Genomic DNA, 14,286 nt, shown 5'->3' on the forward strand with positions numbered 1-14,286 from the left:
CATGGCCGATGGCCATTGGTGTGATGGCCCTACTGGGTTTCCAGCTCGTCGATAGTGCCTTTATCGCCCGGCTGGGCACGGCGCCCCTGGCCGCGCAGTCGTTTACCTTCCCGCTGTCTTTTCTGATCATCGGCGTCCAGGTCGGGCTGGGGATCGCCATTGCGGCCCAGCTGTCACGGGTGCTGGGGGCTGGTGAGCAACAACGTGCCAGACGCCTGGGTAGTCTGGTGCTGGTGGTAGCCGGCTGCGTGATTGCGCTGTTGGCGCTATTGCTGTGGGCCCTTCAGGATCAGTTGTTTCCCTTGCTTGGGGCAGAGGCCGACAGCCTTTCCTTGATCCGCTCCTATTGGGGGCCTCAGCTTCTGGCGGCCTGGCTAGGGGCCTTGGTCTACTTCGGCTATAGCCTCTTTCGAGCCCACGGCGACACTCGCTTGCCGGGCAAGCTGATGGTGGTGACGAGCCTGATCAACCTCGTGCTCGATCCGCTACTTATCTTCGGCGTGGGTGGCTGGGATGGCCTGGGCCTTCCCGGCGCGGCCTGGGCGACCGTGCTCGCTTTCGGCGGCGGGCTGCTGCTGCTGACGCGCCGTCTTGCATGTCGGGACTGGTTGTCCTGGCAGGGGCTTTTTGCCGAGACTCGCCGCTCGGCGCCGGGATTCGTCGGCATCGCTGCGCCGGCCATGGTCAGCCAACTGATGCCGCCCCTGGCAGCGATGCTGTCCACTCGCATTGTCGCAACCCTCGGCGAGGCCAGCGTGGCAGCCTGGGGCCTGGCCAGTCGCTTGGAAACGGTATCGCTGATGCTGGTGCTGGCGTTGACCATGTCGCTGCCACCCTGGTTGGGGAGATGTCATGGCGCTGGCGATGGCGAGACCATTCGCCGCCTAATGCGCCTGGCGGCTAGGGTGATCATTGGCTGGCAGCTGGTGTTGGGTCTGTTGCTGGCCTTGGCGGCACCCTGGGTGGCACTCCTGCTATCGGGCAACCCGGAGGTCCGTGATGACCTGGCCATGCTGATTCGCTTCTTGTTGCCAAGCTACGCCTTCTTGGGTCTGTGCATGGTGGTGGTGTCTGCGGGCAATGCCCTGGGCTGGCCGCTGGGAGCGATGCTGATGTCGGGCATTCGCCTGTTCGTCTGCTATCTTCCCTGCCTGTGGTTAGGCAGCCAGCTTGGTGGAATGGTGGGGCTGGCCGTGGGCGCGGCCATGGGTAATGTTCTGGCCGGTATGCTCGCCTGGTGGTTATATCGGCAGCGACGCCCGTCGCTAGCATGATGGCAGTCTTATTTTCTTTTTAATGTCTTTTCTTGGGGGTTGTCTCTGATTTTTTGGCTTAATTTTGGTTTTTAACTCCGGTTTTTCTTCTTTATTCGGAATATTTTTCTTAATAACCTCCTCTATACTCGTGCCTTTCGTCAGCGTGGCTGACAATGCGTGCCTCGTGGGACCTCGGGACAGCCATGAGGCGCTGCATATCCAACCAAAGCAACAAGACAGCAATAAGAAGGGGAGAGGCAATGAAGGTCGTCGTGCTCGGCAGCGGTGTGGTTGGTGTCACCAGTGCGTACTATCTGGCACGCCAGGGCCATGAGGTGACAGTGGTCGATCGCCAGGACGCACCGGCCATGGAGACCAGCTACGGCAATGCCGGCCAGGTCTCGTTCGGCTTTTCCTCTCCCTGGGCGGCACCCGGCATACCCCAGAAGGCCATGAAGTGGATGTTCCAGGAGCATGCGCCGCTCAAGATCCAGCCCAAGCCCGATCCGACCATGGCGCGCTTCATGATGCAGATGTTCAAGAACTGCACCCCCGATCGCTATGCGGTCAACAAGGAGCGCATGGTCCGCGTCGCCGAGTACAGCCGTGGCTGCATCAATGCGTTACGCGAGGATACCGGGCTGCGATACGAGGATCGTCAGAAGGGGCTGTTGCAGCTGTTCCGCCACGAAAGCCAGGTCGCCGCCGTTGGCAAGGACATGCGCGTCCTCGAACAGTGTGGGGTGCGCCACAAGCTGCTCAATGCCGAGGAGATCAAGGATGTCGAGCCGGCGTTAGCCCGGGTGCCGGGCAAGTTCGTGGGTGGCCTGCATCTGCCTGACGACCAGACCGGCGACTGCCATCTCTTCACCAACCGTCTGGCCGATTACTGCCGCGATCAGCTCGGCGTGACCTTTCGCTTCGGCGAAACCATCGAACGCTTGAAGCGCAGCGCGGACCGCATCGAATCGGTGGTGACCAGCGCAGGTGAGATCAGTGCCGATGCCTATGTGGTGTGCATGGGCAGCTTCTCCAAGTTCCTGGTCAAGGACCTGGACATTCGCCTGCCGATCTACCCGGTCAAGGGCTACAGCCTGACCGTGCCGGTCACCGATGAGGGGGGTGCGCCGCAGTCGACGGTGATGGACGAGAGCTATAAGGTGGCGATTTCGCGCTTCGATGACCGCATCCGGGTCGGTGGTACGGCAGAGCTCGCCTCCTATGACATGAGCCTGCTCGAGAAACGCCGTGCCACCATCAGCATGGTGGTGAAGGATGTCTTCCCCGAAGGAGGCGATGTCGGGCGGGCTGAATTCTGGACCGGCCTGCGCCCCATGACGCCGGATTCCACGCCGATCATTGGCGCTACCAAGTACGACAATCTGTGGTTGAATACCGGGCACGGCACCCTGGGCTGGACCATGAGCTGTGGCAGTGCCCAGCTGCTGGCCGATCTGATGGATCGCCGTAAGCCGGAGATCGACCCGAAAGACCTGGACGTCAGCCGCTACGCCAGCTGATTGCCCCCTGCGGGAAGCTTACCGCCCCGTCGGCATCGCCGGCGGGGCGGTTTGTCGTTCTAAGGGAATAGGTGGGGCAGAACGCAGCACGCCCGGGACATCCGTCCCGGGCGTGCTGGTGTGGCGGGTGGTGTTTGTTCAGGCTTAGCCTAGTTGACCGCGGCGAAGGCCTTGGCCAGATACGGCAGGTTCCCGTCGGAGAAGCCGGCCACGTTGGCCCGACCCGAGCGAACCATGTAGATGCCGAACTCGTCACGCAGCTGGTCGACCTGTTCCGGGCTCAGGCCCGTGTAAGAGAACATGCCGCGCTGCTCGCCGACACAGGCAAACTTCTCGGCCAGGCCATGAGGCTTGAGGGCCTCGACGAAGTCGCGGCGCAGGCCGTTGATACGATCGCGCATCTCGGTCAGCTCCTCGCGCCACACCGCGGCAAGCTCGGCCGATTCGAGAATCTCAGTGACGATGGCACCGCCGTGAGCGGGCGGGTTGGAGTAGTTCTCGCGGGCCACGATGGCAATTTGCGAGCGGACGTTCTCCATCTGCTCATGGTTCTTGGCGATTGCGATCAGGGCACCGGTGCGCTCACGGTAGATGCCGAAGTTCTTGGAGCAAGAACTGGTGATCAGCACCTCGTCGAGGCTCTCGGCGAGTAGGCGCGCGCCATAGGCGTCTTCCTCCAGGCCTTCACCAAAGCCCTGATAGGCGAAGTCGACCAGCGGCAGCAGTTCGCGTTCCTGGACCACCTCCAGCACCTGCTGCCACTGCTCGCGGGACAGGTCGAAGCCGGACGGGTTGTGGCAGCAAGCGTGCAGGACCACCACGTCACCGACCGGAATCTCCTTCAGCGCCGCCAACATGCCAGGGAAGTCCAGGCGGTTCTCGGCATCGACGTAGGGATACTTGCCAAGCTCGAGGCCGGCGGCCTGGAAGATGCCCAGGTGGTTCGGCCAAGTAGGGTCGCTGACCCAGATGCCACGCCCCGGCAGCTGGGTGCGAATGAAGTCCGCAGCCAGACGCAGGGCGCCGGTGCCGCCGGGCGACTGGGTCGCGCTGGCGCGCTTTGCGGCCAGCACCGGGGAGGCTTCGCCCAGCACCATGGGCAGGATGACCTTGCCGTAGCGCGGATCACCGTGAGAGCCGATATAGCTTTTGGTGGTCTCGTTCTTCAGCAGCAGGGCCTCGGCCTCCTTGACGGCCCGCATCACGGGCGTAGTGCCGGCGGCATCCCGGTAGACCCCGACGCCCAGATCGACCTTCTGGGGGTTGGTGTCGTTGTTGAAGGCTTCGATCAACCCGAGGATCGCGTCCCCGGGCACCCGCTGAATCTGCTCGAACATTTTAGGCTGCAACCTCGTCGGTTCTGGCGGCTAGGATGAAATCGTTCTTGTGCAGGCCCTTCATTTCATGTGACCACCAAGTCACAGTGACCTTGCCCCATTCGGTAAGAAGCGCGGGATGGTGACCGGCTTCCTCGGCAATATCGCCGACCCGATTGGTAAAGGCGAGGGCCTGCTTGAAATTGCGGAACTTGAAGACACGTTCCAATTGCATGATGCCATCGCGGTCGATGATCTGCCACTCGGGAATCTGCTGGCCAAGCGTCTCGATTTCGCTGTCGGTGACGTGGGGCGCATCCCAGCTACAGGCTTCACACTGCTGTTTGGATAGATCGCTCATGGGGAAATCCTCAGGGGTTGGATAATAATGGGTGGATGGAGGCGTCAGAATGGCATCGAATCGGCCAGTCTCTTTCAAGCTCAAGCTCAAGCTCAATTTCAAGCATCGGACTGGCAATGATCAGGCACCAACGACTTTGGGCTTGGGCGGAAACTTGGGCTCATGCAGGCCCAGCGCCATGGCGCGATGCACCAGTGCCATGATGTCCTGCTGAGAAAGGTCGTGCAGGGTCTCGAGATCGTCAAGCACATAATAGAGCGGCTGCAGGATGTCGATACGGTAGGGCGTGCGCAGCGCCTCCAGGGCATCGAAGGCATGATGTTCCGGCGTCTCGGACAGGGCGTGGACGGTCTCCTTGGGCGAGGAAATGATGCCACCGCCGTAGATGCGTCGCCCCTGCGGGGTATCGACTAGGCCGAATTCCACCGTCATCCAGTAAAGTCGCGCCAGGTAGACCCGCTCCTTGGGACTGGCCGCCAGGCCGAGTTTGCCGTAGGTGGCAGTGAAGTCGGCGAAGGCCGGATTGGTCAGCATCGGGCAGTGGCCGAAGATCTCGTGGAAGATATCCGGTTCTTGAAGGTAATCCAGCTCCTCCGGCGTGCGGATGAAGGTGGCGACCGGGAAGCGGCGATGGGCGAGCAGCTCGAAGAAGGTATCGAACGGAATGAGCGCTGGCACCTGGGCGGTTTGCCACCCGGTGGTGGCCTCGAGCACCCGGTCGATTTCGGCGAGCTGGGGGATTCGGGTCTCGGGTAGGGCCAGGCGTTCCATGCCGTCGAGGTACTCCTGACAGACCCGGTTCTCAAGGATCGGCAGCTGGCGCTGCATCAGGGTCTGCCAGGTGGCGTGCTCCTGGTCACTGTAGGCGATGTGGCCTTGGGCATCGGGCATTCGCGCCTGATACTGGCTCGTCTTGGCGGCGATCGGTTGGGTCTGCGTAGCCATACAGCAGTCTCCGGTTGGCGTGCTTTTGTTATTGATCGTTTCGGGCCGTCGCGAAAGGCGCGGTAGTGCCTTGTGCTTATTTCTCCTCTCAGTCTATGAGAGCCGGGATTGAAGAGACGTCGCTTTTATGGCGCTTGATCACCTGGCGGAGCCTAAAATCGTAAAGAAAAGTTTACGATTGAGTGCTTGAGGCGTCATGAAATCGTCGCTGCTGCTGGTTCATGGTCTTGAGACGGGGTAGGTGTCACGTTAGCTTTACAGATCAGTCACGCCGTCTTGACGCCCACGTGGCCCGGTGACGTCATGTCGCGCCACCAGGACGCCGCTACCTTGATCAGGGATTCATACCGAGATACCGCCATGCGCCTTAAATTTCATTGCCAGAACCGGATCGGCATCCTCAGGGACATCGTCGCCCACTTCGCCGATTACGGCGTCAACGTGGCCCATGGCGAAGTCGGGGGTGATCATGGCAATACCATCTATCTGCACCTGCCGCAGCTGCTCAACGCTCAGTTGGCGTCCCTCAAGCCGACGCTTGAGACCATACCCGGGGTCTTCGGCGTCAAGCGCGTCAGCCTGATGCCTAGCGAGCGGCGTCATCTGGAGCTGGATGCGCTGCTCTCATCGCTCTCCGAGCCGGTGATGTCGATCGATATGGAGGGGCGAGTCGTGGCCGCCAATCGGGCCGCCGGCCAGATGCTCGGGGTGCGAGTCGACGAGGTGCCGGGCCTGTCGCTGGATCGTTACCTGCCCGACCTAGATCTTCCCGATCTGATTCGGCGCAACAATGCTCGGGTCAATGGCCTGCGTCTCAAGCTCAAGGGCGCCACCTATCTGGCCGACATCGCGCCGCTACACCGGGAGCGTCACGACGACGTGGCGTCACTGGCCGGGGCGGTGGTGACCCTGCACCGGGCGGATCGCATCGGCGAGCGCATCTATCAGGTCCAGCGCCAAGAGCTGCGCGGCTTCGAGGCAATCTTCCAGTCGAGCCCACGACTTGCCACCCTGATCCGCGAGGCCCGGCGCATGGCTCCACTGGACGCGCCGCTGCTGATCGAGGGCGAGACCGGCACCGGCAAGGAGCTGCTGGCCCGGGCCTGCCACCTGGCCAGCGCGCGAGGCCAGGCACCCTTCATGGCGCTGAACTGCGCGGGGCTTCCGGAGTCGATGGCCGAGACCGAGCTGTTCGGCTATGCTTCGGGCGCCTTTGAGGGCGCGCGGCCGGAGGGGAAGCTGGGGTTACTGGAGCTGACTGCTGGCGGCACGATCTTTCTCGATGAAGTGGGCGAGATGAGCCCGCGGCTGCAGGTCAAACTGCTGCGCTTCCTGCAGGACGGCGGCTTTCGCCGGGTCGGCAGCGACGAGGAAACCTATCTCGACGTGCGGGTGATATGCGCCACCCAACAGGACCTGCCGAGCCTCTGCGCCGAGGGACGCTTTCGCCAGGATCTTTACCATCGTCTCAATGTGCTCTCGGTTCAGGTGCCGCCACTGCGCGATTGTCTCGACGGCATTGAGGAACTGGCCGCGCACTTTCTCGACCGCGCCGCACGCCAGATCGGCTGCCCGCTACCCGAACTCTCACCGGCGGCGTTGACGAGGCTTTCTAGCTATCACTGGCCAGGCAACGTGCGTCAGCTCGAGAACGTGCTCTTCCAGGCCGTGTCGCTATGTGAAGGCAGCACCATCGACCCCGCGCACCTGCGCCTGCCTGAAGTGGGCCAAGGGCCAGGGCTCACCGGGGTGGATCTGGAGGGGTCGCTTGGCGAGATCATGGGCGACGTCGAGAAGCGTGTGCTTGCCGCCCTCTATCCTGAGCATCCCTCGAGCCGCCAGTTGGCGCGACGGCTGGGAGTCTCGCACACCACCATCGCCAACAAGCTCAAGCGTCATGGGATTGGCGATGAGGCCGAATGAGCGACCGATCAGCCCTCGCGTTGCCTGACCGATTCGCGTAGCACCAGCCGCGGCGGCAGGGCGGTTAACGGCGCGAAGGGCCGTTGGTGCTCCAGCCGGTCGATAAGCTGGGCGATCGCGGTGGCGCCCAGCTCGTAGATGGGCTGATGAATCGTGGTCAGGGCGGGGCAGGTATAGCGCCCGACGTCGATGTCGTCGTAGCCGATCACGGACAGCTTGTCCGGCACGCTGAGGCCCGCCTCGTGGGCGGCGCGAATGGCGCCGATGGCGACTAGGTCGTTGAAGGCGAACACCGCCTGGGGTGGCTGACCCTTTTCAAGCAGCTCGCGCATGGCGGCATGGCCGCCATCGGCCAGCAGGTTGGTGGCAATGATGCGCCCGGTCGGCAAGGCAAGGCCTGCATCCTCGCAGGCGCCCAGCGCGCCGCCTAGGCGCTCTTGGGATCGCGGGTGGTTGGCGGGGCCGGTGAGCAGGGCGATATCTTCGAGGCCTTGGGCGAGCAGATGCTCGATGGCGAGCCGTGCGCCCAGGCGGGAATCATCGTTGACCACGGCGATATCCGGGCGCGGGGCCGTGGCCGCATCCAGCATGACCGTGGGCAGGGTCTGCAGGTGCAGAGCCTCGAGAAAGCCGGGGCCGTTGCGTGAGGTCATCACGATCAGCCCGTCGATACGGCGCTCCAGAAGGGTCCGGAGGTAGGCCACCTGCTTGTCGTCGACGTCGTCGGCATTGCACAGCATCAGGCTGTAGCCGCAGTCGAAACAGTGGTCCTCGACGCCGCGAATGAGCGCCGAGAAGAAAGGATTGTCGGCACTGGTCACGATCATGCCGATGGTGCGACTACGCCTGGATTGCAGCGAGCGCGCAATGGTATCCGGGCGATAGCCGAGCTCCGCGATGGCCCGTTGCACCCGCTGGCGGGTCGCGGGTGCAACGGCGCGGCTCTGGTTGACCACGTGGGAGACGGTGGTGATCGACACCCCCGCCAGCTTTGCCACGTCCTTCAGTCGAGCCATGTACTCCGCTTATTCCTGGGTGATCAGCTTGAGCGGCACCGGGATATTGGCCTCGACGCTTTCCCCCTTGAGCAGGGCGTCGGCGGTGTTGATGCCAAGCGCCCCGATCAGCGCGGGGCGCTGAGCGATGGTGGCATCCATGAGGCCGTCTTTTACCGCCTGCACACCGGCATCGGTACCATCGAAGCCGACCAGGATGACGTCGTCCTTGCCGCTGGCCTGCAGGGCACGCTGAGCGCCGAGTGCCATTTCGTCATTCTGGGCAAACACCGCCTGGATGTCCGGATGGGCCTGAAGCAGGTTTTCCATCACGTTGAGGCCTTCGGTGCGATTGAAGTTGGCCGGCTGAGAGGCCACCAGTTCGAGGCCAGGTGCGGCTTCGATGGACGCCATGAAGCCTTCGCCGCGATCGCGGGTGGCCGAGGCACCCGGCACGCCTTCTAGCTGGACGACCTGGCCCTCGCCGCCCAACTGGTCGGCGATAAAGCCGCCGGCAAGCTGGCCGCCGGCCACGTTGTCGGACGCGATGTGTGAGGCCACGCGTCCCCCGTTGGCGCTGCGGTCCAGGGTGATCACCGGCACGTTGCGGGCATTGGCGGAGCGCACGCTGGAGACAGCGGCATCTGAGTCAGTCGGGTTCATCAGCAGCAGGTCGATGTCGCGAGACAAGGCGTCCTCGACGTTGGAGAGCTCCCGGGCAGCATCATTGCCGGAATCCAGCACGATCAGCTCGTGACCCAGGGCTTCGGCCCGCTGTTCAGCGCCTTCCTGCATGGTCACGAAGAAGGGATTATTCAACGTCGATACCACCAGGGCAATGCGATCGGCCATGGCATTGCCGCTGAGACCGATACCAGCGGCGACGGCGGAGGCGAGTAGCAGTTTCTTCATGGTCTGGCTCCTAAGGTCTTGTTATGCATATGCAGCGTGAGTGTCGTGCTGGCGTGTCACGACGAGTTCGACCGGCTGTCGAGCAGCACGGCCAAGAGGATGACCGCGCCCTTGGCGATCATCTGGAAATACGATGACACGCCCATGATATTGAGCGCGTTGTTGAGCACACCGATGACCAGCGCCCCGACCAGGGTGCCGAAGATGCGCCCACGCCCCCCCATCAGGCTGGTGCCCCCGATTACCACTGCGGCGATGGCGTCGAGCTCATAGCCGGTGCCGGCGGTGGGTTGGGCAGACCCCAGGCGGGCGGTCAGCACCACGCTTGCCAGCGCCGCGCAGGCCCCGGAGATCGCATAGACGCTGATCTTGATGCGGGCGACGTTGATGCCGGATAGGCGCGCCACTTTCTCGCCACCGCCCACGGCATAGACATGCCGGCCGAAACGGGTGTGATGCAGCACGCCCCAGCACAGTACGAAGACGAAGAACATCAAATAGATGGGAATGGGCACGCCCAGCCAGTAGCCGCCGCCGAGCTGCCAGAACAGGTCGGCGGCTGGGGTGGTGCCGATGGAGATCGGCCGTCCATCGGTGAAGACCAGTGCCGCCCCACGCAGTATGGTCATGGCCACTAGCGTGACGATGAAGGCCTGGATGCGTCCGAAGGCCACGAAGGCTCCGGAAATGGCGCCAAGGCAGGCGCCGGCGGCGATAGTGCCAGGCACGCCCACCCAGGGGGTCAGGCCCGAGGCCGTCATGGCGCCGGCGAAGGCGCCGGTCAGGGCGAGCACGGCGCCCACCGACAGGTCGATGCCGGCGGTCAGGATGACGAAGGTCACGCCCATGGCGATGATGGCGTTGATGCTCGACTGACGCAGCACGTTGAGGATGTTGTCGACGGTCAGGAAGTTGTCGCTCAGGGCGGCACTGACGATGACCAGTAGCGCAAGCGCCAGGAAGGCCTTGTTGTCGATCAACAGCCGGGTTGCGGCCTTGTTCATGGTGAGGGTACTCATGGGGTGACGGTCTCCGTGGCTGCTTCGCTGTGGGCAGCGGCGGTCATGATGGTTTCCTGAGTGGCGTCTTCGCGGGTGAATTCGCCGCTGATGCGGCCATTGGCGAGCACCATGATACGGTCAGAAAGCCCCAGCAGTTCGGGCATTTCTGAGGAGATCAGCAGTACGCACTTGCCCTGGCGTTTGAGCTCATTGATCAGCAGATAGATCTCGCGCTTGGCACCGACATCGACGCCGCGGGTGGGCTCGTCGAGAATCACGATGTCGGGTTGGGTCATCAGCGCCTTGGCCAGGGACACCTTTTGCTGATTGCCACCTGAGAGGGTGTCGATGGACTGGTGCATGTCCCGCAGCTTGATGCGAAAGGCGTCGATATAGTGCGCCACAGCGGCGCGTTCACGTCCGGCGTTGATCAAGCCAAGCGGGCCACAAAACGCGGGTAGGGCGGCGAGCGACATGTTGTCGGTCACCGAGTGCTCGAGCAGCAGCCCCGCCTGTTTGCGGTCCTCGGGCACATAGACCAGGCCTGCGCGCAGCGCTTCCTGGGGCGAGGCGAAGTGCACCGGCGCTTGCCGAATGCGGACTTCGCCGCCCTTGATGGGCACATCGCCGCAAATGGCCTGAGCCATCTCCGTGCGGCCGGCCCCCATCAGGCCGCCGAACCCCAGCACTTCACCGGCCCGGGCCGAGAAGGACACATCGAATACGCCGGGCGCCGACAATCGGTCGACGTTGATCATCTCCTCACCGAGCGTCGGCGGCTCATAGGGATAACGGTCGGCGAGCTCACGCCCCACCATCTTGCGGATCAGGTCGTTTTCGCTGAGTGCCGCGGTCGGCCCGTCATGCACCAGGTGGCCGTCGCGCAGCACCGCGACGCTATCGCACATGCGGAAGATTTCGGGCAGACGGTGGGTGATCATCACCAGCGACCTGCCTTCCTCGCGCAGTGCGGCGACCACCTGCTCGAGGATATCGGTCTCGATATCGGTCAGGGCATCGGTGGGCTCGTCCATGATGATGATTTCGGCGTCCAGCGACAGGGCGCGGGCGATCTCCACCATCTGCTGCTGGCCGATGCTGAGACCGGCAACTGGCGTGCGCGGATCGATATGCTGCTTGAGGCGACTCAGCAGCTCGCCGGCCTGACGATAGAGCCGCCCCCAGTCGATGGTCCCCAGACGAGTGCGCGGTTCACGGCCAAGGAAGATGTTCTCGCCGGCCGAGAGGCCGCCGACCAGGTTGAGCTCCTGATGAATAATGGCGATGCCGGCGTCCATGGCCTGTCGGGGTGTCGTGAAACGGACTTTGCTGCCGCGCAGCCAGATATCTCCTGCATCGGCCTGATGGACACCGCTGAGCACCTTCATCAGCGTCGACTTGCCGGCGCCGTTCTCGCCGGCCAGGGCCTGGACGCAGCCGGGATACAGGGCAAGGTCGACCCCTTCCAGCACGGTGACGCCTGAAAAGCGCTTTTCAATGCCTTTCAGCTCCATCAGCGTCTGGCGCGTCTCGCTACTCAAAACGGCACCCCGCTGTGCAGGGCAATGTTGGCGTAGGGCGTGCACTCACCGGTGCGAATCACCGCCTTGGCCTTATGCAGCGACTGTTTGAAAGTCTCGTGGGGGACATAGGTCGCCTGGACCTGATGACTGTCTCGCGCTTCGAGCTTGGTCATGCGATGCTGGATATCGGCATGGAGTGCCGGGCTGTGCGCGGTGATCTCATTGGCGAGGGTCACGCGCTCGACGCATAGCTCATCGAGCAGGGCATCGAGCACCGGCAAGAAACCGGGCAGGCCCGGTGTCACCGCCAGGTCGATGCGGGGAACGTCTGGTGGGATCGGTAGCCCCGCGTCGGCAATCACCAGGGTGTCGGTATGCCCGAGCTCGGCGATAAGGGCATTGAGCGGGGCGTTGAGCAGGCCATGACGTTTCACGGAATTCACGCTGTAGCTAGGAGTTCAGACCTACAGTGTAACGCGCAAACGTTTGCGCTACCGATGAGCCAAACGTCTAAGCCGGGTCCGCTTGACCTATTGGGCGTTTTGAGAGGCGTATGTCACGGCGTGGCGGCCGGCAGGGCGTCCAGAAATGCCTTCACGTCGGCGAACGGATAGGCTTCCAGCGCCGCGAAACCTTCCAGTCTGCGCGCCTTGAGGCGAGTGAACACCGGTAACGTCAGGCCACACAGAAAGCGCGTCAGCAGCGCGGAGGAAGGCGCGGCATCAAAGAATTCGCGATAGCGTTCGCGCAGAGGCGTGCACCAGGCAGTGACCTGGTGCGGCTCCAGCGGAGGAAGCGGAGCACCAGGCGGCAGTTGGGCGGGGCCTTGGCGACATACCGAACAATGGCCGCAGTGCGCGGGCGCTCGGTCGTCGCCGAAGTAGCCTGCCAGGCGATGGCTGAGGCAGCTTGTGCTCTCGAAGAGCTCCAGCATGGCATGGATGCGGCGGATCTCGCTGTGCTCCTTGTCCTGGAAGTAGGCGCTGAGTTCCTCGGTCAGGCCCTCGGCGTCCGCCTGGGGCGCGAGGACTTCGTAGACCTCGGTCATCTGCTTGCTTTCGACTTCCAGCCAGCCCTGGTCGCGGCAGTAATCCAGCGCCGTGATCACACGCGCCCGACGGGTGTCCAGGCCGCGCTCTGCCCCGAGTCGCTCCAGGGTCGCGAAGTCCAGCGTATGCCAGGTGCGAGCCGCGGTGCTTGAGTCGACGATGGCCTGTAGAAAAGCCTGGCGCTCGCCGCTGAAGCGCTCGATTAGCGCCGCTGGGCCGTTGGGAAACTTGAGCCGGTAGTCGGCGAAGTAGGCGAAGCGCGGGGCGATGATGCCGCGCAGCTCGAGCTGCACCAACAGCGTCTTGAGTGGCAGCGGGCGGATGTTGCTGTCCTGAGACAGCGCATTGAGCATCAGCTCCCATTGGCCGCCGGGGGCTGCCAGGGCCTCAGCGATCACCCGGTGGATACCGCCGGCCTCCGGAGTGTCGCCATAAACGAAGTTTTCGAGCACGTTCAAGGTATCGCGCCCGCCCAGCACCAGGCATTCGGAGGTATTGCCGTCGCGTCCGGCGCGGCCGATTTCCTGACTGTAGTTCTCGACCGACTTGGGTAGGTCGAAATGCACCACCTGGCGAATGTCGGCCTTGTCGATGCCCATGCCGAAGGCGATGGTGGCGACGATGCAGTTGACCTGCCCGCTCATGAAGTCCTGCTGGACCCGGTCGCGGGTCTCGGCGGGCAGGCCAGCATGGTAGGCCGCTGCCTGGATGCCGGCCTTGGTGAGATAGGCGGTAAGCCGCTCGGCGCTTTGCTGCAGGGTGACATAGACGATGGTGGGGCGCGGGGCTTCCTCGGCGAGCCGAGGCCTCAGCCAATCGACCAGGGTGCGGGCGCGCTGATCGGCGGCCACCGGCGTTACCGCGAGATCCAGGTTGGGTCGGTAGAAACCGGTAGTGGTGACGTCCTCTTGGGCGATGGCGAAGCGTGTACGCATATCCTGTATCACCCGAGGCGTGGCCGTGGCGGTCAGCAGCAGCACCTGTGGAATGCCGAACTGGCGCTGATAGTCGGGCAGCTTCAGGTAGTCTGGGCGGAAGTTGTGGCCCCATTCCGACAGGCAGTGCGCCTCGTCCACGACTAACAGCGAAATGGGCACCCGGCCAATGAAGGCGCGAAACCGCTCGTTCTTGAGCCGCTCAACTGAGATCATCAGGATGCGGATCTCGCCGCGCTGAACGCCTTCCATGACCCGAGCCGATTCCTCGCGGCTTTGGCTCGAGTCGATGCTGGCCGCCGCGATGCCGTGGCGGGCCAGGAAGGCGAGCTGGTCTTGCATCAGCGCCAGCAGCGGGGACACCACCAGGGTTAGATGGGGCAGGGTTAGCGCCGGCAACTGATAGCACAAGGATTTACCGGAGCCGGTGGGGAAAATCGCCGCCGCACTGCGCCCTTCGCTCACGGCCTCGACCACCTCGCGCTGGCCGGGGCGGAAATCGTCGTAGCCAAAGACGTCGCGCAGGGTCTGCTGGGGTGTCGGGGGCATG

12 protein-coding genes are annotated in these 14,286 nt (G+C 63.5%); 3 read left to right on the forward strand and 9 right to left on the reverse strand.

Annotated features, from left to right (window positions below):
- Positions 1–8: 8 nt before the first annotated feature.
- Positions 9–1,274, forward strand: coding sequence for an MATE family efflux transporter (locus tag BLR71_RS15170; protein ID WP_092528310.1), 1,266 nt, complete (start codon positions 9–11; stop codon positions 1,272–1,274).
- A gap of 242 nt (positions 1,275–1,516) precedes the next feature.
- On the forward strand, positions 1,517–2,776 hold the full coding sequence (locus BLR71_RS15175; RefSeq protein ID WP_092528312.1) for a D-amino acid dehydrogenase: 1,260 nt from the start codon (positions 1,517–1,519) through the stop codon (positions 2,774–2,776).
- 149 nt (positions 2,777–2,925) lie between these two features.
- Here BLR71_RS15175 and BLR71_RS15180 read toward each other — a convergent pair whose 3' ends face one another.
- The 3 genes from BLR71_RS15180 to phhA all read right to left on the reverse strand — a co-directional run bounded on the left by BLR71_RS15180 (position 2,926) and on the right by phhA (position 5,398).
- Positions 2,926–4,113 (reverse strand): amino acid aminotransferase, encoded by a 1,188-nt coding sequence (locus BLR71_RS15180; protein WP_092528314.1) that lies wholly within the window; start codon positions 4,111–4,113, stop codon positions 2,926–2,928.
- Position 4,114: 1 nt separating this feature from the next.
- The gene (locus BLR71_RS15185; RefSeq protein ID WP_092528316.1) at positions 4,115–4,453 is read right to left on the reverse strand and encodes a 4a-hydroxytetrahydrobiopterin dehydratase; all 339 of its coding nucleotides are present in this window, start codon (positions 4,451–4,453) and stop codon (positions 4,115–4,117) included.
- A 120-nt stretch (positions 4,454–4,573) separates the two neighbouring features.
- Positions 4,574–5,398: a phenylalanine 4-monooxygenase gene (gene phhA / locus BLR71_RS15190; RefSeq protein WP_092528318.1), complete on the reverse strand. Its 825-nt coding sequence runs from the start codon at positions 5,396–5,398 to the stop codon at positions 4,574–4,576.
- Positions 5,399–5,758: 360 nt separating this feature from the next.
- On the opposite strand from phhA, the gene BLR71_RS15195 reads away from it, so the two are divergent.
- Positions 5,759–7,321 carry a sigma-54-dependent transcriptional regulator gene (locus BLR71_RS15195; RefSeq protein WP_092528404.1) on the forward strand — a complete coding sequence of 521 codons (1,563 nt, stop codon included), beginning with the start codon at positions 5,759–5,761 and terminating at the stop codon, positions 7,319–7,321.
- Between the two features lie 8 nt (positions 7,322–7,329).
- Here the strand turns inward: BLR71_RS15195 and BLR71_RS15200 are convergent, their stop codons facing one another.
- From BLR71_RS15200 to BLR71_RS15225, 6 genes are all read right to left on the reverse strand, one after another.
- On the reverse strand, positions 7,330–8,337 hold the full coding sequence (locus BLR71_RS15200; protein ID WP_092528320.1) for a LacI family DNA-binding transcriptional regulator: 1,008 nt from the start codon (positions 8,335–8,337) through the stop codon (positions 7,330–7,332).
- Between the two features lie 9 nt (positions 8,338–8,346).
- A complete protein-coding gene (gene rbsB, locus BLR71_RS15205; RefSeq protein WP_092528322.1) occupies positions 8,347–9,228 on the reverse strand; it encodes a ribose ABC transporter substrate-binding protein RbsB in 882 nt (293 codons plus the stop codon).
- Between the two features lie 56 nt (positions 9,229–9,284).
- The gene (gene rbsC / locus BLR71_RS15210; RefSeq protein ID WP_092528324.1) at positions 9,285–10,247 is read right to left on the reverse strand and encodes a ribose ABC transporter permease; all 963 of its coding nucleotides are present in this window, start codon (positions 10,245–10,247) and stop codon (positions 9,285–9,287) included.
- Entirely contained in the window at positions 10,244–11,770 is a 1,527-nt protein-coding gene (locus BLR71_RS15215) for a sugar ABC transporter ATP-binding protein (protein WP_245696518.1), read from the reverse strand. Before BLR71_RS15215 ends, rbsC begins: the two co-directional genes overlap by 4 nt.
- The gene (gene rbsD / locus BLR71_RS15220; protein ID WP_092528326.1) at positions 11,767–12,186 is read right to left on the reverse strand and encodes a D-ribose pyranase; all 420 of its coding nucleotides are present in this window, start codon (positions 12,184–12,186) and stop codon (positions 11,767–11,769) included. Before rbsD ends, BLR71_RS15215 begins: the two co-directional genes overlap by 4 nt.
- Positions 12,187–12,308: 122 nt before the next feature.
- The gene (locus BLR71_RS15225) at positions 12,309–14,285 is read right to left on the reverse strand and encodes a RecQ family ATP-dependent DNA helicase (RefSeq protein ID WP_092528328.1); all 1,977 of its coding nucleotides are present in this window, start codon (positions 14,283–14,285) and stop codon (positions 12,309–12,311) included.
- Position 14,286: the final 1 nt, after the last annotated feature.

Source organism: Onishia taeanensis (assembly GCF_900100755.1).
In the GTDB taxonomy this organism is placed as follows: Bacteria; Pseudomonadota; Gammaproteobacteria; order Pseudomonadales; family Halomonadaceae; genus Onishia; species Onishia taeanensis.

Excerpts from the sequence above, each read along its gene's own strand:
- BLR71_RS15170 (WP_092528310.1), top strand. The coding sequence starts at position 9 with ATGGCCATTGGTGTGATGGCCCTACTGGGTTTCCAGCTCGTCGATAGT.
- BLR71_RS15175 (WP_092528312.1), top strand. The coding sequence starts at position 1,517 with ATGAAGGTCGTCGTGCTCGGCAGCGGTGTGGTTGGTGTCACCAGTGCG.
- BLR71_RS15180 (WP_092528314.1), bottom strand. The coding sequence starts at position 4,113 with ATGTTCGAGCAGATTCAGCGGGTGCCCGGGGACGCGATCCTCGGGTTG.
- BLR71_RS15185 (WP_092528316.1), bottom strand. The coding sequence starts at position 4,453 with ATGAGCGATCTATCCAAACAGCAGTGTGAAGCCTGTAGCTGGGATGCG.
- phhA (WP_092528318.1), bottom strand. The coding sequence starts at position 5,398 with ATGGCTACGCAGACCCAACCGATCGCCGCCAAGACGAGCCAGTATCAG.
- BLR71_RS15195 (WP_092528404.1), top strand. The coding sequence starts at position 5,759 with ATGCGCCTTAAATTTCATTGCCAGAACCGGATCGGCATCCTCAGGGAC.
- BLR71_RS15200 (WP_092528320.1), bottom strand. The coding sequence starts at position 8,337 with ATGGCTCGACTGAAGGACGTGGCAAAGCTGGCGGGGGTGTCGATCACC.
- rbsB (WP_092528322.1), bottom strand. The coding sequence starts at position 9,228 with ATGAAGAAACTGCTACTCGCCTCCGCCGTCGCCGCTGGTATCGGTCTC.
- rbsC (WP_092528324.1), bottom strand. The coding sequence starts at position 10,247 with ATGAGTACCCTCACCATGAACAAGGCCGCAACCCGGCTGTTGATCGAC.
- BLR71_RS15225 (WP_092528328.1), bottom strand. The coding sequence starts at position 14,285 with ATGCCCCCGACACCCCAGCAGACCCTGCGCGACGTCTTTGGCTACGAC.